21 protein-coding genes are annotated in these 20,423 nt (G+C 51.5%); 11 read left to right on the top strand and 10 right to left on the bottom strand.

What is annotated here, in order from left to right:
• The first annotated feature begins 55 nt into the window (after positions 1–55).
• Complete coding sequence (gene proB / locus CSR04_RS02950) at positions 56–1,153, top strand: glutamate 5-kinase (RefSeq protein WP_102794719.1); 1,098 nt, start codon at positions 56–58, stop codon at positions 1,151–1,153.
• A gap of 62 nt (positions 1,154–1,215) precedes the next feature.
• Positions 1,216–2,466, top strand: a complete 1,251-nt coding sequence (locus CSR04_RS02945; RefSeq protein WP_102794718.1) for a glutamate-5-semialdehyde dehydrogenase — start codon at positions 1,216–1,218, stop codon at positions 2,464–2,466.
• 42 nt (positions 2,467–2,508) lie between these two features.
• Here CSR04_RS02945 and CSR04_RS02940 read toward each other — a convergent pair whose 3' ends face one another.
• Positions 2,509–2,775, bottom strand: a complete 267-nt coding sequence (locus CSR04_RS02940) for a hypothetical protein (RefSeq protein WP_102794717.1) — start codon at positions 2,773–2,775, stop codon at positions 2,509–2,511.
• A 173-nt stretch (positions 2,776–2,948) separates the two neighbouring features.
• Between CSR04_RS02940 and CSR04_RS02935 the strand changes: the two genes are divergently transcribed.
• The 3 genes from CSR04_RS02935 to CSR04_RS02925 are packed head-to-tail and all read left to right on the top strand — an operon-like array spanning position 2,949 to position 4,811.
• The gene (locus CSR04_RS02935; RefSeq protein WP_245921320.1) at positions 2,949–3,398 is read left to right on the top strand and encodes an RNA polymerase sigma factor; all 450 of its coding nucleotides are present in this window, start codon (positions 2,949–2,951) and stop codon (positions 3,396–3,398) included.
• Positions 3,391–3,966, top strand: a complete 576-nt coding sequence (locus tag CSR04_RS02930) for a hypothetical protein (protein WP_102794715.1) — start codon at positions 3,391–3,393, stop codon at positions 3,964–3,966. The genes CSR04_RS02935 and CSR04_RS02930 overlap by 8 nt, the downstream gene beginning before the upstream one ends.
• Before the next feature lie 20 nt (positions 3,967–3,986).
• Complete coding sequence (locus CSR04_RS02925) at positions 3,987–4,811, top strand: MOSC domain-containing protein (protein ID WP_102794714.1); 825 nt, start codon at positions 3,987–3,989, stop codon at positions 4,809–4,811.
• 70 nt (positions 4,812–4,881) lie between these two features.
• Here the strand turns inward: CSR04_RS02925 and CSR04_RS02920 are convergent, their stop codons facing one another.
• From CSR04_RS02920 to CSR04_RS02880, 9 genes are all read right to left on the bottom strand, one after another.
• The gene (locus CSR04_RS02920; RefSeq protein ID WP_102794713.1) at positions 4,882–5,424 is read right to left on the bottom strand and encodes an alpha/beta hydrolase family protein; all 543 of its coding nucleotides are present in this window, start codon (positions 5,422–5,424) and stop codon (positions 4,882–4,884) included.
• Positions 5,425–5,431: 7 nt separating this feature from the next.
• Entirely contained in the window at positions 5,432–5,872 is a 441-nt protein-coding gene (locus CSR04_RS02915) for an alpha/beta hydrolase family protein (protein WP_102794712.1), read from the bottom strand.
• Between the two features lie 55 nt (positions 5,873–5,927).
• Entirely contained in the window at positions 5,928–6,104 is a 177-nt protein-coding gene (locus tag CSR04_RS02910) for a DUF2798 domain-containing protein (protein WP_245921318.1), read from the bottom strand.
• Positions 6,105–6,144: 40 nt separating this feature from the next.
• Positions 6,145–6,477, bottom strand: coding sequence for a 2Fe-2S iron-sulfur cluster-binding protein (locus CSR04_RS02905; RefSeq protein ID WP_102794710.1), 333 nt, complete (start codon positions 6,475–6,477; stop codon positions 6,145–6,147).
• Between the two features lie 7 nt (positions 6,478–6,484).
• A complete protein-coding gene (locus CSR04_RS02900; protein WP_102794709.1) occupies positions 6,485–7,207 on the bottom strand; it encodes a sulfite exporter TauE/SafE family protein in 723 nt (240 codons plus the stop codon).
• A gap of 17 nt (positions 7,208–7,224) precedes the next feature.
• Positions 7,225–7,677: a VOC family protein gene (locus tag CSR04_RS02895; protein ID WP_102794708.1), complete on the bottom strand. Its 453-nt coding sequence runs from the start codon at positions 7,675–7,677 to the stop codon at positions 7,225–7,227.
• 17 nt (positions 7,678–7,694) lie between these two features.
• Entirely contained in the window at positions 7,695–8,507 is an 813-nt protein-coding gene (locus tag CSR04_RS02890; RefSeq protein ID WP_102794874.1) for an aspartate dehydrogenase, read from the bottom strand.
• 129 nt (positions 8,508–8,636) lie between these two features.
• Positions 8,637–9,929 (bottom strand): MFS transporter, encoded by a 1,293-nt coding sequence (locus CSR04_RS02885; RefSeq protein ID WP_102794707.1) that lies wholly within the window; start codon positions 9,927–9,929, stop codon positions 8,637–8,639.
• A gap of 149 nt (positions 9,930–10,078) precedes the next feature.
• Positions 10,079–12,382, bottom strand: coding sequence for a TonB-dependent receptor (locus tag CSR04_RS02880; protein ID WP_102794706.1), 2,304 nt, complete (start codon positions 12,380–12,382; stop codon positions 10,079–10,081).
• Positions 12,383–12,830: 448 nt separating this feature from the next.
• Between CSR04_RS02880 and kynU the strand changes: the two genes are divergently transcribed.
• From kynU to CSR04_RS02850, 6 genes are all read left to right on the top strand, one after another.
• Positions 12,831–14,069, top strand: coding sequence for a kynureninase (gene kynU / locus CSR04_RS02875; protein WP_102794705.1), 1,239 nt, complete (start codon positions 12,831–12,833; stop codon positions 14,067–14,069).
• A 64-nt stretch (positions 14,070–14,133) separates the two neighbouring features.
• Positions 14,134–15,519 (top strand): sodium-dependent transporter, encoded by a 1,386-nt coding sequence (locus CSR04_RS02870; RefSeq protein WP_102794704.1) that lies wholly within the window; start codon positions 14,134–14,136, stop codon positions 15,517–15,519.
• Positions 15,520–15,532: 13 nt separating this feature from the next.
• Positions 15,533–16,417 (top strand): acetaldehyde dehydrogenase (acetylating), encoded by an 885-nt coding sequence (locus CSR04_RS02865; protein ID WP_102794703.1) that lies wholly within the window; start codon positions 15,533–15,535, stop codon positions 16,415–16,417.
• A gap of 10 nt (positions 16,418–16,427) precedes the next feature.
• Positions 16,428–17,462 (top strand): 4-hydroxy-2-oxovalerate aldolase, encoded by a 1,035-nt coding sequence (gene dmpG / locus CSR04_RS02860; RefSeq protein WP_102794702.1) that lies wholly within the window; start codon positions 16,428–16,430, stop codon positions 17,460–17,462.
• 94 nt (positions 17,463–17,556) lie between these two features.
• On the top strand, positions 17,557–18,984 hold the full coding sequence (locus CSR04_RS02855; protein WP_102794701.1) for a winged helix-turn-helix domain-containing protein: 1,428 nt from the start codon (positions 17,557–17,559) through the stop codon (positions 18,982–18,984).
• Positions 18,985–19,082: 98 nt separating this feature from the next.
• Entirely contained in the window at positions 19,083–20,306 is a 1,224-nt protein-coding gene (locus CSR04_RS02850; protein WP_102794700.1) for an outer membrane protein assembly factor BamB family protein, read from the top strand.
• The last annotated feature ends 117 nt before the right edge of the window (positions 20,307–20,423 follow it).

Here is a 20,423-nt window from a genome sequence, read left to right as displayed (position 1 = left end):
GTTTATCCTTTTTGTATCGGTATCCTAATATAAGGATTTCACTAGTGGAGGATAAATGTCTGAATTTCACTGGCAAAGAGCCGTAATTAAAGTTGGCAGCGCACTGATATCGCCTGACGGTCATCAGTGCAGTGCCAAATACTTGTTGGCCATCGCCAGATTTATTACAGAGAGTCGTGAACAGGGTAAACAGGTGGTCATAGTGTCCTCTGGCAGCGTTGCCGCAGGGCGCAGCACTATTGCCCACAATGCCCACCCTTCAATTGCTGAGAAGCAGGCCATGGCTGCCGTAGGGCAAACCCAGATGATGGCCAACTGGTCGCGTTTCTTCGACTTCCCTTGTGCCCAGGTATTGCTGACCTACGATGATTTTCACGACAGATCCCGTTATGTGAATATCAAAAATACCCTGCGCGAGCTGTTAAACAACAATGTACTACCCATTGTGAATGAAAACGATACCGTTGCCGTAGATGTGCTCAAGGTGGGAGATAACGACAACCTGGCCGCCTACGCGGCTATGGTAGCGGAAGCCGATACCCTGATAATTTGTTCCGATATTGACGGATTATATGACGCCGATCCCAGGTTAAATCCCGACGCCAAGCTGATTCCGCTGGTGGAAAGTATCGATGGTGGCATTTATGGTCTGGCTGGTGGCCCGGGTACTAAAGTGGGTACCGGTGGTATGCGGACCAAAATTGAGGCCGCCGATAAATGTGCCGAGAGCGGTATTCAGACCCTGATCGTCAACGGTGGTAAAGGTGAAGTCTTTGATGCTTTATTGGATGGCCGAATCCCCGGCACCCGCTTTGTGCCAACCAAAACCCCTGACTCAGCTAAAGAACAATGGCTTAAACACACCTTGATTGCCACCGGCAGAATAGATGTGGATGCCGGCGCTAAACAGGCCCTGATCGAGACCGGCGCTTCGTTGCTGCCAATTGGTATCACCAAAGTTCAGGGCGACTTTATGTCTGGTGATGCGGTAGAAATCTGCCATCAGGGCTTCCCTTTTGCCAAAGGTGTGACGCTATACAGTGCCGCTGATCTTAATGCCATTAAGGGTATGCGTAGCGATGACTTTGAAAGCATCATTGGCTATTCGTCCGGCGAGGCCGCTGTGCACCGCGACGATTTGGCACTGCTTTAAGCCTAAGTCAGCCATAGAGTTTACTCCCCTGGGGGATAACCGCAGGGGTAACAGGAGATCATATGAGTTTTTCTATTAAAGAGATGGCACAAAAAGCCAGAGTGGCTTCCCGCCAGTTAGCTAAATTATCGGCACAGAAGAAAAATGCTGTACTGGCAAGTATTGCCGACAATCTGGTGTCCATGTCAGACAGAATTCTGGCCGCCAATCAGCAGGACTTGGCTAATGGCCGCGCAGCCGGTTTGTCTGAGGCAATGCTGGACAGGCTGGCCTTAACTGAACAATCACTGGCTGGGATTGCCGGTGCCGTGCGCCAAATCGCCTCCCAGGATGATCCGGTAGGCAGCATTCGCGACATCCGCCGTCAGCCCAGTGGCATAGACGTTGGCAAGATGCGCATCCCACTTGGGGTGATTGCCATGATTTATGAATCGCGCCCCAATGTCACTATTGATGCCGCAGCTTTGTGTTTTAAGGCCGGTAATGCGGTGGTGTTGCGTGGTGGTAAGGAAGCCTTACATTCCAATCTGGCCCTGGCGGAATGTATTCATCTGGCGTTGCAGGCGCATGGTCTGGATCCTCATGCCGTGGTGGTTATTCCGGATCCTGACCGGGCGATTATGAATGAGCTGATGACCCTCAATCAGTATATCGACCTGATTATTCCCCGTGGCGGTGAAGGCTTAATCCGGTTTGTGTCAGAAAATAGCCGAATCCCAGTGATCCAGCATTTCAAAGGGGTGTGCCACCTATATGTGGACAAAGCGGCCGATGAGGTTAAGGCATTGGGGCTGCTGACCAATGGCAAAACCCAGCGCACTGGCGTATGTAACGCTTTGGAGACCTTGCTGGTTCATAAAGAAATTGCCCCTACGTTCTTGCCCATGGCGGCGGCGATGTTTGATGAGCGCAAGGTTCGGGTACATGCCTGTGCACAAAGTCTGGGGTATTTCCACAATGCCGAGCCCGCTAGCGAGGCGGACTGGGATGCCGAATACCTGGCGCTGGAAATTGCCGTACGTATTGTTGATGATTACCAGCAAGCCGTTGAGCATTTGGAGCAATACAGTTCCGGCCACACTGAGGTGATTGCCACACAGGACTATTCTACCGCGCAGCAGTTTATCCGCGATATTAACTCTGCGGTGGTAATGGCCAATGCGTCATCCCGCTTTTCCGATGGCGGCGAACTGGGACTGGGCGCCGAGATTGGTATCTCTACCAGTAAACTGCATGCCTACGGCCCCATGGGGGTAGAGTCCCTGACCACAGAGAAGTTTGTGGTATTGGGCGATGGCCATATTCGCCAGTAAATATTTAACAAAGGGGCATGGTGCCCCTTTTGTTTAACTGACCTACTCTGTTCTGAGTTTGTCTATTTCCCTGCTGAGCTCATAAGCCGGTTCCGTCACTATGGATTCCAGCACTTGTATGCGCTGTTCCAATTGCTTGATGCGTTGGTCCTTTTCTTTGACGGCAGAATTTTGCTCTGGGAAAGGTGAAGCCACCCCGCCATTGAGCCACTTTACCAGTTGCCAACCCTGGCGATGGTCCAGCCAACATAAGCCCAGTGAAAGTAACATGAGTCCGATAAACAGCAGGATAAGTAAGCTTGAGGTCATCGTGATTGTCTCTGTGGTTGCTTTAAGCTAGCAGTCAAGCGGAACAGATTTTTATAACAAAAAATTTTTACGCATTGAAAAATTCCTTCACTGCGGGATACTTGCGCCCTTATAAATGTTCATCTTCAGGAATGACTCTGGACTTTGACAGCTTGATAAAGGACCACGGCCCTATGCTAAGCAGGGTGGCCGCCAGTTATGAGGTCAATCGCGAATTGCGCAAGGAATTGCTGCAGGAGATCTTTCTTGCGGTATGGCAGGCTATGGCCAGCTTCAAGGGGCAAAGCAGTGAAAAAACCTACATACTGAGAATTGCTCATAACCGCAGTGTCAGTCATGTGGCCAGTCAAATGCGCCATAAGGGCCGGGATGACCTGTGTGTGCAGAGCATTGCTGACGATGGCCCCGGACCAGAGACGGGGTTATTGCAATTGACTCAACAACAGGCATTACTGGCGGCCGTACAAAAGTTGCCGCTGCAAAGCCGGCAAGTGGTCACTTTGTTTATGGAAGGGTTAAGTTACCAGGATATTGCCGAGGTCTGCGGTATCAGCTCTGCTAACGCCGGCATGATACTAAACCGGGCCCGTCAGACCTTGTGCAAGGAGTTATCGCATGAATGAAAAGCCAGATCCCTTGCTGCAAGACTGGCAAAGCCAGCAGGTTGAATTGCCGGATCTTGCCGATCTGAAAGCCAAATGGCGCAAGAACCGTATCAGGCAATGGGCCTGGGTTGTGCTCGACTGGCTGTCCGTTGTCTTTATGGGCGTCATCTATTTTTATATGGACCTGGATCACTGGTTCAAACAGGCGTGGTTTATTGCCATGTTTGTTTTTACCCTGGGCGCTGCCACCTGGAATACCTGGCTAAGGCGATTGTCACTGTTCAGTAGCCGCGGCAACTTAACCGATCATCTTCACAGGCTGCGGGCCCAGAGCATAAACAACATCCGTCTGGCCAGGATAACTCAGGGGGCGCTGGTGTTCCTGTTGGTCTGTTTCGCCCTGTACCTGGTAGGTGTCTGGCTGGTGGATGCGCCACCCTGGGAAAGCTTCAGAATAAAACTGTTACGCAGCATTTTGTTTATCAGTTTGATGAGTTTACTGGCTTGGTGGTGGGCAAGTCGCCTGTTACGTAAAGCTAGCAAGCAATTGGATTGGCTGGACAATATCCAGCGTGGGCAATTTTAATCTTATTCAAGGAGCGCCAAATGGCAATGTTAAGCCACATTCACCTTTTCCCGATTAAATCCACGCAGGGACTGGAGGTGAATCAGGCCTGGGTTGAATTGCATGGCTTGAGCTTCGACAGGCGCTTTATGTTGGCGGACAGCAAAGGACGGATGCTAACCGGGCGGGCCATGCCAAAGCTAATACAGGTTTCGGCGCTATTGCATGGCGAAGGCTTGATGCTTTGTCACCCCGAAATGCCATCTTTGCTGGTGAGATATGCGGATTGCACTATGGTGCCGGTGGCAACACAAGTATGGAAAGACCAGTTTGAAGGTTTTGCTACCACGGCTTCTGCCAATCAATGGTTCAGCCAGTTATTGGAGCGGGAATGCCAATTGCTCTACTGTGGCAATCATACCCCCAGATTTAGTGAAAAAGCCGGTGTCGATGTAAGCTTTGCCGACGGCTTTCCATTACTGCTGATATCCCGCGCCTCACTGGAAGAGCTCAACCGCCGTTCACCTATTGCTCACAAGATGGCCCAATTTCGTCCCAACTTGGTGGTGGAAGATACCCTGCCCTTCGCTGAAGACGGTTGGGACAGGATCCGTATTGGCGAGGTGGAATTTAAACTGGATTGCCCTTGTAGCCGCTGCATCTTCACCACCCGCGACGCCAAAACCGGCGAGTTTCTTGGCGATCAGGAACCACTGAAGACCCTGGGGCAATTTCGCAAAGACCCTTCAGGCAAAATCAATTTTGGCATGAATCTGATCCCCCTGAATGAAGGCAGACTAGAAGTGGGTATGCCGCTGGAAATTCTGGCTGGGCGTGAGGCTGAGGTGTATGCACAAAACCAATGAATGTTGGCCTATAGATAATGGCCCAGTCAAAGGGGGTAATAGATGCGACTTCAATTACATTGGCTGCAACTTACGGATTGCGCAAATAGCTGTCCAGCCAACTAACCACTTCGCTCATCATTCTGCGCCTATGCTGGGTGAGGCTGTGATTATCGTCTGGGTACACCAGTAGTTTATGAGGATGCTCAAGTATTTTCAGAACAGTGGCAAGCCGAATGGAGTGCCCGACGTTAACTCGCCTGTCTTTCTCACCATGTATAAGAAAAATTGGCATATTGCTGGGTAGTTCATGGGCCCACTTAGTTACCGAGCGCTTGTCCAGTTCCTGTTGTATATTGACTTCATAATCAGGAATGCGTTTTTTGTATACCTTTTCCATATTTGGCCGCTCTATCAAAGCCTGGTGAGCATCAGAAACCCCAGCCACTGCAATCAAGGTTTTGATGTTTGGTAACCGTTTTACCGCCAGATAAGACTGCATGCTGCCGCGGCTCCTGCCCATCATGGCAATATTATCGCTATCTGCGTCGGGTATTTGCTTGATAATATCCATGAGGGCTACAACATCGTTTACATCGGCGCCGCCAAATTCATCAGAGCCGTTGTTTTCAATAAATTTTTCACTGGAACCCCCGGTATTGACTGCCTATCACAATAAACCCATGTAAAGCCAGATCTGCCTTAAAAGTTAACTTGTTGGTAAAAGTTACATATCCGAAGTGACCGTTGCCACCGCGATTATAAATAACTACCGGCAGCTTCTTGCCCGATTGCAGTTTTGGCTTCAGGTAGTAGCCTTCCACATTGAAACCATCCACCTGATAGACGAAATCGACGCAGTCCATTTCTCGCTTAATCTGCTCGAATTTACTTTCGGGAAAGTAGGATGTAAAAGCTACCTGATCAAACTCCTTTAGCTTGGATGACATTTTCGTCACCCATCCTTGATAGGTTTCAAAAGGTCCGTAAAAGCAGGAACGTTGAGATTGAATGGCTTGTTCTGCCAGGACAAAGCCTGAGGGAAGCGTCAGAAATAGCGCCAAGGCAACATTGCGCAGCATGAGTAAATTCCATTTAATACATTGAATTAACATATTGCGTCAGGCAAAGATCAAGTCAAGAGTTTTGCGCCGTTAGGCTATCAACCAGACGCCGCATTAAGGGCGTTAAAATTAACACCGTCGGTAAGGCCACCATAAAGCTGAAACGCCAGGCACTAAGCCAGATGGATATGATATGTTCGCTCCATCCCAGATTATGCAGGCTGACCACCAGTGACATAATTCCTGACATACTCAAGGACATAAAAAAGCAATACAAATAGGGCCTGAATTTAGTTGCCAGCATGGTCACCAGGCCTGATTTTACCGAGTAAAGTGATCTGCGCATCTTCAAGTTCTGGGGTGACCATCACCTGGCAGGCCAGTCTTGTTTTCTGACCGGCCCCTAACTTTTGCAGGATTTGCTGCTCACCCGGATAACAGGGTGACAAATTCTGCTCGCTCACATTGTCAATACGAACCAGGCAGGTGCCGCAGCTACAGCAGCCATTGCAAATGCCCGGCAGGACATCAATCCCGGCATCCTGCACTGCCACCAGTAAACTATAACCGGGCTCGGCCTGTACCTTAACCAGCTTATCTTCTGGCAGGATCAACTTCAGCATCACTGCATTACTCCCATAACAGGCTGTTAAACAAGGTAAACAGGGCCATCAGGGTTAGCAGCCATTTCAGTTGCAACATAAAAGCCTGTGGCGCAATCCGTCGGCGCAGCAAGCTACCTAATACCGAACCCAGGCATGCCCCTGTCACGGCCAGAAGCAGAGGCCACCAATAATCACTAAAGTGAAATCCCAACCAAAGGAAGGTGCTGATTTTAAACAGGTTGCCGCATAGCATTAGTAGAGAGGCTGTGGCAACGATGTTTTCTTTGTTTTCCAGACGACGGCTTAGCATGGTCAGTGCAATCGGCCCTGGAGCGCCAACCACCAGCCCCAGTCCCGTTTGCAAAAAACCGGCTAAAAAGAAGCTCTCCAGACGACGTATGGCCCGGGCAAAGGGTCCGAACCAAAGGCTTAGCAATAAATAGACGGCGATTAACTGGGGAATGTATTCCAGGGGCAGGTTAAACAAAAACAGCGCAAATAATGCGGTGCCGACCAGCGAACCAAACAGATAAGGGCCAGTGGCTGGCCAGTATATATGGTTAAGAGCAAACACCAGTCTGGAACTGTTGCTGGCCAGTTGTGTAACGGCATGCACTGGCACGACTGCCATAGCTGGTACAAACCAAGGTAATACCAGCACCATCAGCATACCGCCACCCATCACAAACACTCCGGCCAGGGTGGAAGCCAGAGTGGCAAACAGGAACAGGCTGATATCATTTAGCATGAATTAGCCCGGTCCGATTAATCCAGGGTTTTGTAGGTACTGGTGCCCACCCAGCCACGCTCAGAGATATCAATCATAATATTCTCCGGGCCAGACATCTTATATTCAGCGTTATCCTTGGCGGGATTCATACCCAGCCCCTGGGCCAGATTCACATCATGACGTGGCTCGTAGCCATTGGCCTTGAAACTGTTGACCATGCCCTGAATATCTTCACACTGAAAGCCCACATGGTGCAGACCCACGTAGCCCTGCGGGAACTCTTTACCAGCAGCCGGACCGTTGCGAAACTTCAAAATAGCCAGATTGATATTGCCGTCGGTCATATAGAAACCGTTGGCATTGCGACTGGCGACCACGCCTGCCACGCTCCAGCCTAAAACGTTTTCAAAAAATTCGCGGCTTTTATCCGGATCATTAGACGCCATGGCCAGGTGCTTAAGTTGAATAGGCTTTTCAGGTTTAGACATACAGACTTCCTCTCAGATTAACTGCCAACCCGCAGCGCCGCGGTCAGGGATTCCAGTGCCGCCAGCACGCTAAGTGCAGTGATGCGACCGGTGCCGGGGTTTTCCACTGTGGGTACATTTTCAATGGTCATTTCAAAGCTGGCGCTGTCAGCATCCACTTTGATGGTATGGGTATTACGGGTTTTACCAGGGTCGGCCCAGATCTCCAGTTGCGTCTGTTCTGCTCCCAAACCGGCCAGCCCAAGAGATGCCGCGACGTTAACGTTGGATGGAAATTTCTGTGCGCCTTCCAGGGCACTACCCTTAAACACCTGTAAAGGTTCGGTCAGCCCCAGCAACTGGATATTGTTCTCCACAATAAACTTGGCTTTGGTCAGCGAGGTGGGGGGCTTACGGGTCACCATAGTCACAGAATTAATCTTGCCTTTGGCCGCCGCACGCACGGCATCAAGACCAAGCAACGCTCCGGTAGCCAGCAGGATCTGACCGCCATGACGATCGGCCAGCTTCACCACTTCAGGATGCTGTAAGATGGCCGCGCCGCTGACAGTGACCAGGGTACGGCCCTGGCACAAGGCGGGTTCGGCAATATCCATAAAGGCGGTGGTAGGGGCGCATTCCACAATGACATCTGCCAGATCGGCCAGTTCTTTGCTGCTGACCACCGGCACATGCTGTGACAACGTTGCCATGGCGGCTTTGGCCTTATCCGGGTTGCCGGATGCAACAGCCACCAGCTCGAGGCCTGGCATGCCTTTATCCAGAGCCAAGCCTACAACCTTGCCGATAGTGCCAAAGCCGGCAATACCTACTTTTAATGTTTTTCTCATACTGGTTTCAACCACCCAATCAATACAAACAAAGAGTACATATTAATATCCATGTATACAATTATATTTTTTGAAATACATCATATCATTAATATGATATGGGCGGCTGCCAGGCCGCCATTTTCGGACTTATTCAGCCGGACGGGAGGGTAATTGCGGGTAGCGACCCATCATCAGAATCAGCACACAACTCAGTAGCATCACCACTGACATGGCCCAGAGTACTTCGGTGTAGCGTCCCAATGCGTCATAGGTCAGCCCCATAATCAGTGGCCCTACACTGGCACCAATTTTGAAGCCTGAGTAGCCATAGCCATAAATGGCCCCGAACGAGCGATGACCGAAGTAGCGGCTGGTAAAATAGGCCATCACATCAAACTCCGCACCGATGGCGATACCGATCAGTGCCGTACATAGCGCTGCTGACTGACCGCTGGCACCCATGGCAAAGGCGGCCAGGCCGATAACCGGGCCGAGCATAAAAAACACCACTACATAGGGTGCAAAGAACTTGTCCATCAGATATCCGGCCAGCAAACGACCACCTACAATGGAAATGCCCAGATAGGCAAAGGTACCCACGGCTTCCTGTAAGTTCATACCGCGGTCCATCATCATTGGCACCAGATGCACTAAAACTGTGGAGGTCGTCAGACCGGTTATCACAAAGGACGCAACCATCAGCCAGAAGGTACGCTGCCGCAGTGCTTCTTTGGCAGTAAAGCCGATTAGGGGTTTATTGGTGGCCGTAGCTGGGGCCTGGCTTTGCTGCTCGGCCAGTCCGTCCGTGCTAAGGCCCATTTCTGCTGGTGTTTCACGCACCAGGAATTTGGCGATTGGCAACACCAGCAGCACCACAACCACACCAATGGCGATGTAGGCTTCCCGCCAGCTGTAATGGCTCATAAAGTAAGATGCGATCAAGGGCACCAATGTCGTCCCCAGCCCTACACCGGACAAGCCAATCCCTAATGCCAGGCCGCGTTTTTTATTGAACCAGCTCACCAACAGGCGGGAATATGTTAAAGGCGCGGTGCCGGCACCAAGGATAGGAATCAGTATGCACATAGCATACAAATGCCAGATGGATGGCGTCAGCAAGGACATGGCAGCGATGGTAAAGCCAAACAGCAGGGTCGAAGGCACCAAAATGCGCTTCACCCCATATTTGTCTACCAGAGTGCCGACATAAGGAAAAAACAAGATGGCAGTAATGCCAATCACGGTGGACCCAAAGGAAATCTGGCCGCGACTCCAGCCAAAATCGACCTCGAAGGCCTTAATAAAGGTGCCAAAGGACATGGCGATGACACTGTAGCCAAACGCCAGACCGATAATGGCGGCGAGCACAATCCACCAGCCATAAAACAGCTTTTGCTTAATCTCCACGCCAGTTTCGGCGCGAATGGTTTTTTCATTCATCTTGTTGCCTCCAGGTAAACAAATTGTGAATGCAATTCAAAATAATTGTATACATGTAATTATGTCAAGAATACTTTTTGTGGGGTGGGTGATCCTTTATACAAAAAAGCCGGGCCAGGCCCGGCGTTAATCACAAGGATGCACAATGCTTAGAATTGATAGGTGGCAGAAATACCAAAGGTTCGCGGTGCTTTATAAGAACTGAACACGGTATTATCCCAGGCGGCATACACTGTGGTGGATGCAATGTTTTGTTCATCAGTGAGGTTTTTGGCCCACAACTGTACCCGCCAACTGTCGTCCAGAGAGGCCAGTTGCAGGCTGGCATTGACGGTATATTCTGAATCCACTTGGGTTAACGGATCATTTGAATTATCAAAGAAGTACTCATCCTGATACTGATAATCCAGACGCGCAGCCCAAAGTCCCAGATCCGTTTCCCATTCATAGGCTGCAGCCAGATTCAAGGTATGTTCCGGGGTGCGGCGCATGCGATTGCCGTTCAGGTCGCTGCCATCTACTTCAAAGGTGTCGGTAAACTCAGAGTCGATATAGCCATAAGCGCCGGTGAGGGTTAGGTTGTCGGTCAGCAGCGCGGTAAATTCCAGCTCCAAGCCCTGTGCTTCGCCAGTACCGTTGCGTACTTCCAGATCCGCAGGTGTGTTAGGGCCGGTTTCAACCCATACCTGGCTCTGCAGGTCGGTGTATTTGGTAAAGAACAAAGCACCGTTGAGTCGCAGTCGGTCATTAAAGGCCTGAGATTTAAAGCCCAGTTCATGGTTCAAGGCGAACTCAGGGGCAAAGGAAGCCAGAGCCTCCTCAGCACTTTCGGGGCCTTCGCCATTAAAACCACCGGCCTTATAACCACGTGCCAGTGAATAATAGAAGAACAGGTCCTGACTGGCTTTATAGTCCACCACCAGGCTGGGGGTCCAGGCATCCCAGGAGCCCTGGGTATTGACGTCGTAGCCAGCAACTCTGTTGCCATTTAAATCGCCGTGCATATTGTCCCAGTTGTCAAAACGACGACCACTGGCCACCGAGCGGAAATCTTTTTCGTCTTCACTCCAGCGTAAACCGGCGGTCATTCGCCATGCGTCGGTGAAGTTATAACTGGCCTGACCGAATACCGCATAGCTGTCGGTAACGTTATAGGTGCTGTTATACAAGGTGCCAGTGGTGGTTCCCCAGGGCGTATGGAACCAATAATTAACCATCTCATGGCGGTCGATATCCTCACGCATATAATACGCGCCCATTTGCCAATCCAGCTTGCCGTGCACACCGGCCAGACGGAACTCTTGCGAAAACTGCGAAGATTGCTCGTCTTTCTGCTGATACCACATGTCGTCTACTTGCATGGCAGCCAGTGCGTCATCGTCGGCGACGTTATTATTGGCAGGGTCACCCCAGGGGTCAAAGAACAGACCGTCATCCACCATGCCGGCTGCGGCATTTTCATAGAAGCTGAAATCGTTGTCCCGATAAGCAGTGATGGACGTGAACGTCATGCCTTCCAGGTCGTAACGGATATTGGCACTCAGCCCTTTGACTTCGGTATCTTCGAAGCCGTCAAACTCGTTGTCCGCTTCCCGGGGATCAGCACTGATAAAGGCGGCATTGCGTCCTTCGCTGTAGCTGATATGCCGCACGGTCGGCACCGAATCGGACTTGGAATAATCGGCACTTAGCAGGATTTCCAGGTCATCGCTGGGATTAATCAGCAACTGGCCGCGCATGCTGTAGCGCTCCAAGGTATCAGCATCATTCCCGGTGTGAGTATTCTTGCCAAAGCCGTCACGGTTGACCGCACTAAAGGCCAGCTTGGCACCGACATTGTCCGACAGCCCACCGGTGACATAACCGCGGGCCTGGAAAAGACCATAGTTACCGGCGGTCAGCTCTACCTTGCCTTCGGGATAGGCCATAGACGGCTTCTTGGTGATAAAGTTAATTGCGCCACCCACCACATTTTTACCGTATAAGGTGCCCTGCGGGCCGCGCAGCACCTCAACACTGGCCAGATCATACAGATCCATGGCAGCAGCCACACCGCGGGAAATATAGACACCATCCACGTAGATACCAATGGCAGCGCCAGCCCCGGCACTTTCAATATCACTGCCGATACCACGCATAAACAACTCGGGTTCAGCGGCGTTATACACATTCATCTGAAAGCCCGGCACCCGCTCGGCGATACCGTTTAGGGCTTCGATGCGGGAATTGGCCAGTTGATCGCCACTAAAGGCGGAAATGGCAATAGGGGTTTCCTGCAGGCTCTCCACCTTATGCCGGGCGGTTACCTGGATCACTTCAACACTTTTGCTGCTCTGTCCTTGGGGAAGTGCGTCCTGATTTTGTTCCTGAGCCAGTGCCGATCCGGACATGGCCAATGCGACTCCGACGGCCAGAGCACGACGGCGGGTTTGGGGTACTAAGGTTGACTTCATCGTTGCTAGCTCCTTCCCAATCAAGGATGTGATTATTCTTCGGGGACAATTCCCCTGAGCACTTGAATTCACCCTAAGTGAGGGCCAGCTATAATAGAAATAGTTTGTTTTGACGCCGCTATAACATATTTAACATATCCGCAACAACCTCATGTGCTTTTACCTGACTACACCTGTTACTTTTCCTGCCCTCTATGTTTGCTGCCCCTGGCAAAAATACCGGGTAATCAAAGAAAATGGCAAGATCCACTTTGGTATCGGCTGCGGCGCGACTCCCAAGTCAACATTGATATACCGATCTTCCCAGTCAAAGCCTGATTAGGTATAACAATTACATTATACCCAATCAAATTATTATTATTTTTAACAAAACATACATCTGCCTAACATGGCCCTATACATTGAAGGCAGCACTGCTGGCTGTCTCGCAGAACAAGCAGGTAATTCAATGACCTATACAAAAGCATTTTTTGAACAGTTAGATAACCAGGATCCACTGGCATCGTTTAGAGCGCAGTTTGCCTTGAACGAAGGAGAGATTTACCTGGATGGAAACTCCCTTGGCGCTCGTCCTAAGGCCGCATTAGCCCGTGCTCAGCAGGTGGTGGAACAGGAGTGGGGACAGGATTTAATCCGCAGTTGGAACAAACATCAATGGTTTGAATTACCCTATCGTATCGGTAATAAAATCGCCAGTTTGATCGGTGCCGAGGACGGCGAAGTGGTCTGCACAGACGCTACCGGACTTAACCTATATAAGGCTGTATCCACTGCCCTGCAGTTAAACCCGTCTCGCAAAGTGGTATTGATGGAAGGCAGCAATTTCCCCACCAACAACTATATGGTGCAAGGGCTGCTCAGTCAGTTGGGCGACGACTACCAGGTCCGCTTTGTGGAAGAGGCGCAACTGCTCGAGCAAATCGACGAGCAAGTGGCGGTGGTGTGTCTGACTCAGGTGCATTACAAAACCGGTCGGGTGCTGGATATGCAGGCAATCACTGCCTATGCCCAGCAAAAGGGCTGTTTGGTGGTCTGGGATCTGTGTCACAGCGCCGGCGCGTTACCGGTAGATCTGAACGGGGCCAATGCCGATCTGGCGGTAGGTTGCACCTATAAGTATCTGAATGGTGGCCCAGGCAGTCCGGCCTTTATCTTTGTCGCCAAACGCCATCACAACCTGGCACAGCAGCCGTTAAGTGGTTGGTGGGGACACAGTGCCCCTTTTGATTTCAAACGGGATTACCAACCCGGTCAGGGCATTAGTCAGATGCTATCCGGCACTCAGGCGATTCTGAGCCTGGCGGTGGCGGAAGTAGGAATCGATCTGATGTGCGCTGCGGATATGCAGCAGCTACGTAAAAAATCCCAGGCCCTGACCCGTTATTTTATTGAGCTGCTGGATCAGGAATGTGGTGAGCATGGTTTTGAACTCGTCAGCCCTCGGGAAGATGAAAAGCGCGGCAGCCAGGTGGCACTGAGCCATGCGCAGGGTTACCCCATAATGCAGGCGCTGATCGATGCCGGTGTGATTGGCGACTTCCGTGCGCCGGATATTCTGCGCTTCGGTTTTGCCCCGTTGTACAACAGCTATGTGGATATCTGGCAGGCAGTACAACGATTTAAAGTCATTATGGATGAAGAACGCTGGCGCGATGCACAGTTTAATCAGCGCCATGCCGTAACCTGATCGGCATTAGCCGGGCTCGCCGACCGCGGGCCAATCCACCTCATCGTTAGTTTCAGGAGTTGCTATGAGTCAGCGCCAGGGCCCCATGTGGTCTTCCCATTTTGCTTTTTTGATGGCCTCTATCGGTACGGCGGTGGGTCTGGCCAATATCTGGCGCTTTCCCTATACCACAGGCACTAACGGCGGTGGCGCCTTCGTTTTGATTTATATTCTGGCGGCCCTGGTGATTGCCATGCCGGTGTTAATGGCTGAACTGATGGTGGGGCGTCGGGGGAGAAACAGCCCACCCGAAGCCATTGCCACAGTGGCCAAAGAGTCCGGTGCCAGCCTCTGGTGGCGACATATGGGAAATCTGGGGGTCCTGGGGGCCATTCTGGTGTTGTCCTTCTATGCCATAGTTGGTGGCTGGACCCTGGCTTATGTACTGAAGCTGGCCAGTGGCAGTATGCAGGGCATGGATCCGGGTGCCATATCTATGGTGTTTGACCAACTGCAGTCCGCGCCCGGCCTAATGTTGTTCTGGCACCTGTTGTTTTTGCTGGTGGTGATCGGCATTTCTTCGTTGGGCCTGGCAGGTGGCGTGGAGCGGGTGGTTAAGCTGGTAATGCCCTTGCTGTTTATTATGCTGCTGCTACTGGTGGGCTACGCCGCCTGGATTGGTGACTTTGCTCAGGCTGTGCGCTTCTTATTTACCCCGGATTTCTCCAAGGTCACTACTAATATGGTGCTGGAGGCTGTCGGGCAGGCGTTTTTCTCCATCAGTGTCGGCCTGACCAACCTGATGGTGTACGGTGCCTATATGCAGCGTCAAACATCCATTCCTCGCTCTTCTGTGGTGATAGTGGGCGCAGACACACTGGTGGCGTTACTGGCCGGTCTGGCGATCTTCCCGATTATTTTCGCCTTTGGTTTAAATCCCAGTGAAGGACCGGGACTGGTGTTTGTTTCCTTGCCGGTCGCCTTTGCACAAATGCCTGCTGGCGCGTTGTTGGGCAGTTTGTTCTTTGTGTTGCTGTTTTTTGCCGCCCTGACATCTGCCATCTGTATGCTGGAGGTGCCGACCTCCTGGCTGATGCAAAAGACAAAATGGTCCAGACGCAAAGCCTGTCTGGTGGCAGGCGGTGTCGCCTGGGGACTGGGCGTATTGTCGGCGCTTTCGTTTAACTTGTTGGGCGATGTGCATCCGCTGGGCTTTATTCCTCTGTTTGCAGATAAAACCTTCTTCAGCTTGTTTGACTACTTCACGTCCAATATTGCCATGCCCCTGGGCGGCATTTTTGTGGTGCTGTTTGTCAGCTGGGCGCTGAAATCCCGCTTTACTGCGGAAGAGCTTGGCTTTACCCAGCACAGTCTGTGGTTTCGTTTATGGCTCTGGACATCCAGGTTGATCGCTCCAGGCGCCTTACTGCTGGTGTTTATCAGCAAGCTCAGCCCTACTTTCCATCTATAACCAAGAGGCCATTATGAGTCAGAAAATTAAAGCCGCTATTATCGGGCCGGGCAATATAGGCACTGACCTGCTGTATAAAGCATTACGCAGTGAACACATAGAGCCGGTCTTAATGATTGGCGTGGATCCAGACTCTGAGGGACTAAAGCGCGCTGCCGCGCTGGGCTTGCAGGTATGTGCAGAGGGCGTAAATGGGGCATTGGCGCAGGTCAGGCAGTTGGGCATTCAAATCGCCTTCGATGCGACCTCGGCTTACGCCCACAAGGCGAATTGTGAACTGCTTAACCCTTTGGGTGTGACCATGGTGGACCTCACTCCGGCGGCAATCGGCCCGTTTTGTATTCCGCCGGTTAATCTGGATAGGTTAAATCCAGCCGAACTGGATAATGTCAATATGGTCACTTGTGGCGGCCAGGCCACCATTCCAATGGTGGCGGCGGTCAGCCAGGTGCAGAAAGTCAGTTACGGTGAAATCATCGCCACAGTATCCAGCCGCTCGGTAGGCCCAGGAACCCGCCAAAACATCGATGAATTCACCCGCACCACCGCCAGTGCCGTGGAGTCCGTTGGCGGCGCAGATCAGGGCAAGGCCATTATTATCATCAACCCGGCCGAGCCACCGCTGATTATGCGTGACACAGTGCATTGCCTGTGCGCCGACACCCCTGACCAACAAGCCATTACCCAATCCGTGCTGACTATGCTGGAAAAAGTACAGGCCTATGTGCCAGGTTACCGGCTGAAGAACGGCCCGGTGTTTGACGGCAACAAGGTGTCTATTTATCTGGAAGTGGAAGGGCGTGGTGATTTTCTGCCGCATTATGCCGGTAATCTCGACATTATGACGGCGGCGGGACTGCACACCGCCGAACTGATCGCTCAATACAAGCAGGGCTGAGGAGAACAATATGAACCTGAAAGATAAATCCGTGATCCTGCACGATATGAGCCTGCGTGATGGTATGCATGCCAAGCGCCATCAAATCTCCCTTGCGCAAATGGTGGATATTGCCACTGGTTTGGATGCCGCCGGAATGCCATTGATTGAAGTGACCCATGGCGATGGTTTGGGCGGTGCGTCACTTAACTACGGCTTTCCCGCGCACGGCGATGAAGAATACTTGTCGGCGGTGATCCCAAAGATGCAACAGGCTAAAGTTTCTGCATTGCTATTACCTGGTATTGGTACGGTTGATCATCTGCGCATGGCTAAGGACCTGGGGGTCTCCACCATTCGTGTCGCCACCCACTGCACCGAGGCGGATGTGTCTGAGCAGCATATCGGTCTGTCGGCCAAGCTCGGGCTGGATACTGTTGGCTTTTTAATGATGGCGCATATGGTTAGCGCCGAAAAACTGCTGGAACAAGCCAAACTGATGGAAGCCTACGGCGCCAACTGCATTTACTGCACCGATTCGGCCGGCTATATGTTGCCGGATGAAGTCAGCCACAAAATTGGGTTACTGCGCTCAGAACTTGGCAGCCAAACCGAAATCGGATTTCATGGCCACCACAACCTTGCTATGGGGGTCGCCAATTCACTGGCCGCCATTGAAGCCGGGGCCAAACGCATCGATGGTTCGGTGGCAGGGTTAGGCGCCGGAGCCGGCAACACACCCCTGGAAGTGCTGGTGGCGGTGCTGGAGCGTATGGGCGCCAGGCATGGTATCGATTTGTACAAAATCATGGATGTTGCCGAAGATCTGGTGGTGCCGATGATGGACCAGCCCATCCGCGTAGATCGTGACGCCCTGACTTTGGGTTATGCCGGTGTTTATTCATCCTTTTTGTTGTTCGCTAAGCGGGCCGAAGCCCGTCATGGCGTCAGTGCCAGAGATATTCTGGTGGAGCTGGGCAAACGCGGTACCGTCGGTGGCCAGGAAGATATGATCGAAGACCTGGCGCTGGATATGGCCAACCAAGGAAAGCTGAGCAGACCTTAAGTTTTCTATATTTTTTCTGATTTCTGCGGCCGGGGCTTTACCCCGTGCCGCTTTATTTATCTAATGGCAGATAAATGACTTCCAAATAAATGTTATGCAGGACTTCAGACTGGGTGAATGGCAGGTAAGCCCCACGCAAAACAGCCTCACCCGGGGAAAGGAAACCAGGCAGCTCGAGCATACACCTATGCAACTGTTGCTGCACTTCACCCAAAACCCAGGCCAGATACTGTATAAAGATGCGCTGTTGCAGCACATCTGGGCCCAAAAAGTGGTAACAGAAGAAGTCCTGACGGTAGCCGTCAGTCATATCCGCAAGGCTTTAGGGGATAACGCCCGAGCCCCCAGCTATATCAAAACCGTACCGGGCAAAGGTTATTGTCTTATCTGTGCACCCTCCGCGCTCTCGCCCCACCATCGCCCAGAGTCGAAGAAAATATCCTGGTGGTACAAGTTGCCATTATTGCTGGTCATTCCCTTACTATGGTGGTTTTGGTCCCCCTTGGTGTCCGTCACTATGCCTGAAACCGAGCACCATTCGGCTGGCCAGGATCTTTACAATCAGGGGCGCTTTTTGCTTTTTTCACAGGAAGAGCAACATTTAGAACGCGCTGATAATCTGTTTGAACAGGCTCTGCAAAAAGATCCCGATCTGGGGAGTGCATTATGGGGTAAAGCCATGGTGTTAATTATCCAGGCTGACGATCTCTCAGGGGAACGGGCCGCTTCTTTGCGCTCCGAGGCCATCCAACTGCTTGAGCAAGCCGAACTTATGTCTGCTGACAACGCTGCCATCCAGGCGCAACTGGGCTGGTTGTATTTTACCCATGAATGGAACTTTAAGCTTGCCGGGCAAAAGTTAGAACGGGCAATTGAGCTGGATAACCGGGACGCCACCAATCATTTTCTGTATGCCCAGTATCTGATGGCCATGGGGCAAAATGACAGTGCGCTGGCTGCTACCCGCCGTTATATCGACTTGGCACCTCAGTATTACTCGGTGCCTGTTGTCGCCTGGCTTTATAACACCGCACGACAGCCACAAAAGGCCATGCTGGAACTGGAGAAGATCGCGGCCCTGACCGAACCAGATCTTGGCTTCCACTATTCAGCCATCAAAACTCTGGAAAGCCTGGGTTTGGAGCAACGCGCTTTTAATCACTTATTGCAAAGTATGCACTACAAAGGATTTACCAGCGGACAAATAGCAGACGCCAAGCAACAGTTTGCAACTGGTGGTCTGGCACAAGTATACAACTGGCTGATTCAGAACCAGATTCGCGACAATTTGGGGCACTATGCAGCACCATTAGCCTATGCCCGCTATGCCATCAAGGCTAACCAACCAGCCCAGGCGATCAAGTGGCTACAGGATGCTATACAACAACGGCAGGTAGAAGTTTTGTGGCTGGCAGTCGACCCTTACTATGACCCACTGCGCTTGGAGCCGGAGTTTCATCAGATTCTTAAACAACTGAAACTGGATGGCATCGGACAAAAAAAGAATGTTGAACTAAATTAGCCCACTCTAACCTTTCTTAAGGTTTATTTATGTCAACTTCAGGATCCAGGTTAGTCGCCCTGATAATTTGCCGGTTTTAACCAAAACTACAATACCTGATGAAACTCGTTAACTCCGTTTTAGTGTTGATCTGGCTAATCGTTTTTCCTGTCCATGCAGGGGTGCTTTGGCAGCTACAAACAAGCCATGGGGTGTTCGCACCTCCTCTGCTCCACAATAATGTACTGTATCTGGCAAATGGCAACACTTTGCGAGCCCTGAGTCTGCAGGGAGAAAGCCTTTGGCAGCACCAGCTATCCTCGCAGACCAGGAGCACGCCGACCATTGCCGGCGGATTACTGTTATTGCAAACCGAGCAGGGTTTGCAGGCATTTGATCTGACAGGCCGGTTAATCTGGCAGCACCACAGTGATGACGGCCCACATCTGGTCAATTGGGGCTGGGGTCAAGGTAATTATGCCGACCCCTGGAACTGGTATCGCTCGTCGGTCAGTGTTGCCGATGGCGCAGCATATTATGGCAGTCGAGCCGGTACTTATGCTGTACGCGTATCAGACGGACAGCAACTTTGGCATCAGAATACCGGCACCACCCACACTCAACCTGCTGTGGCGCAGGGCGTGGTAGTGGTTGGTAGTTGGAACAACCGCTTGTACGGCCTTAGTGCACAACATGGCCATATTCTATGGCAGTTTGAAAGTCCTGTACCTGAAGGTGAACTTGGCGGATGGGACGGCTGGCTGGGGTTTAATCTGGCACCATTGATCGATGGAGAGCATCTTTATGTGGGTAGCCGCAGTACCTGGTTTTTTAAATTGAGCCTGAAGGACGGCCATGAAGTCTGGAGTACTAAACATGCCAGCAGTTGGATTGGCTCGAAGGCCCTGGTACATCATGAAATTGTCTACTATGGATTGTCAGACGGCCAGGCCTTGGTCGGTCAGCAAACTGACTCGGGAAATATCGAACACTTGGTGCTTTCACCACATCTTATCTTTGCAGCGCCTGTTGCTGTGGGTGAACAATTGTACTTTGCTACTTTGTCCGGTGAGCTGTTTAGCTATCATCCAGTAAGTAAGGAAATGAAGCGGCAGTTTCAAACTCAAAGCAGCCGGGCTCATTATCAGACGTATGTGCGGCAAGGTGGCGGACCTCTCTATCAACCTCTGGATCCACAACTGACCCCACACCAGGCCAGCGTAAAACAAGTCACAGATATGCTTGAGGACATGGATAGCATTGTCAGCCTGAGTGCGGCGAATGGCATACTTTATCTGGGGTTGGCAAACGGCAGATTGCTGGCCTGGCGGCCGGATGAGTAACGCAGTTCATCTTGTTACACTAGCCTGGCGCCGCAAGTGGGTGGTTAAGGCTTAAAAAAAACGCCCGGCAATCTCAATTGATGGGCGTTTAAATGATAAGTACAGCTTAACTAAATC

Source organism: Bowmanella denitrificans (assembly GCF_002887595.1).
GTDB classification, from domain to species: domain Bacteria; phylum Pseudomonadota; class Gammaproteobacteria; order Enterobacterales; family Alteromonadaceae; genus Bowmanella; species Bowmanella denitrificans.
Note: the sequence above shows the minus strand (reverse complement) of the source record. Positions and strands in the feature narration are given on the sequence as shown.

Bases quoted from the DNA above. Each gene is read 5' to 3' on its own strand.
- proB (WP_102794719.1), top strand. From the start codon at position 56: ATGTCTGAATTTCACTGGCAAAGAGCCGTAATTAAAGTTGGCAGCGCA.
- CSR04_RS02945 (WP_102794718.1), top strand. From the start codon at position 1,216: ATGAGTTTTTCTATTAAAGAGATGGCACAAAAAGCCAGAGTGGCTTCC.
- CSR04_RS02940 (WP_102794717.1), bottom strand. From the start codon at position 2,775: ATGACCTCAAGCTTACTTATCCTGCTGTTTATCGGACTCATGTTACTT.
- CSR04_RS02935 (WP_245921320.1), top strand. From the start codon at position 2,949: ATGCTAAGCAGGGTGGCCGCCAGTTATGAGGTCAATCGCGAATTGCGC.
- CSR04_RS02930 (WP_102794715.1), top strand. From the start codon at position 3,391: ATGAATGAAAAGCCAGATCCCTTGCTGCAAGACTGGCAAAGCCAGCAG.
- CSR04_RS02925 (WP_102794714.1), top strand. From the start codon at position 3,987: ATGGCAATGTTAAGCCACATTCACCTTTTCCCGATTAAATCCACGCAG.
- CSR04_RS02915 (WP_102794712.1), bottom strand. From the start codon at position 5,872: ATGCTGCGCAATGTTGCCTTGGCGCTATTTCTGACGCTTCCCTCAGGC.
- CSR04_RS02910 (WP_245921318.1), bottom strand. From the start codon at position 6,104: ATGTCAGGAATTATGTCACTGGTGGTCAGCCTGCATAATCTGGGATGG.
- CSR04_RS02905 (WP_102794710.1), bottom strand. From the start codon at position 6,477: ATGCTGAAGTTGATCCTGCCAGAAGATAAGCTGGTTAAGGTACAGGCC.
- CSR04_RS02900 (WP_102794709.1), bottom strand. From the start codon at position 7,207: ATGCTAAATGATATCAGCCTGTTCCTGTTTGCCACTCTGGCTTCCACC.
- CSR04_RS02895 (WP_102794708.1), bottom strand. From the start codon at position 7,677: ATGTCTAAACCTGAAAAGCCTATTCAACTTAAGCACCTGGCCATGGCG.
- CSR04_RS02890 (WP_102794874.1), bottom strand. From the start codon at position 8,507: ATGAGAAAAACATTAAAAGTAGGTATTGCCGGCTTTGGCACTATCGGC.
- CSR04_RS02885 (WP_102794707.1), bottom strand. From the start codon at position 9,929: ATGAATGAAAAAACCATTCGCGCCGAAACTGGCGTGGAGATTAAGCAA.
- CSR04_RS02880 (WP_102794706.1), bottom strand. From the start codon at position 12,382: ATGAAGTCAACCTTAGTACCCCAAACCCGCCGTCGTGCTCTGGCCGTC.
- kynU (WP_102794705.1), top strand. From the start codon at position 12,831: ATGACCTATACAAAAGCATTTTTTGAACAGTTAGATAACCAGGATCCA.
- CSR04_RS02870 (WP_102794704.1), top strand. From the start codon at position 14,134: ATGAGTCAGCGCCAGGGCCCCATGTGGTCTTCCCATTTTGCTTTTTTG.
- CSR04_RS02865 (WP_102794703.1), top strand. From the start codon at position 15,533: ATGAGTCAGAAAATTAAAGCCGCTATTATCGGGCCGGGCAATATAGGC.
- dmpG (WP_102794702.1), top strand. From the start codon at position 16,428: ATGAACCTGAAAGATAAATCCGTGATCCTGCACGATATGAGCCTGCGT.
- CSR04_RS02855 (WP_102794701.1), top strand. From the start codon at position 17,557: ATGCAGGACTTCAGACTGGGTGAATGGCAGGTAAGCCCCACGCAAAAC.
- CSR04_RS02850 (WP_102794700.1), top strand. From the start codon at position 19,083: ATGAAACTCGTTAACTCCGTTTTAGTGTTGATCTGGCTAATCGTTTTT.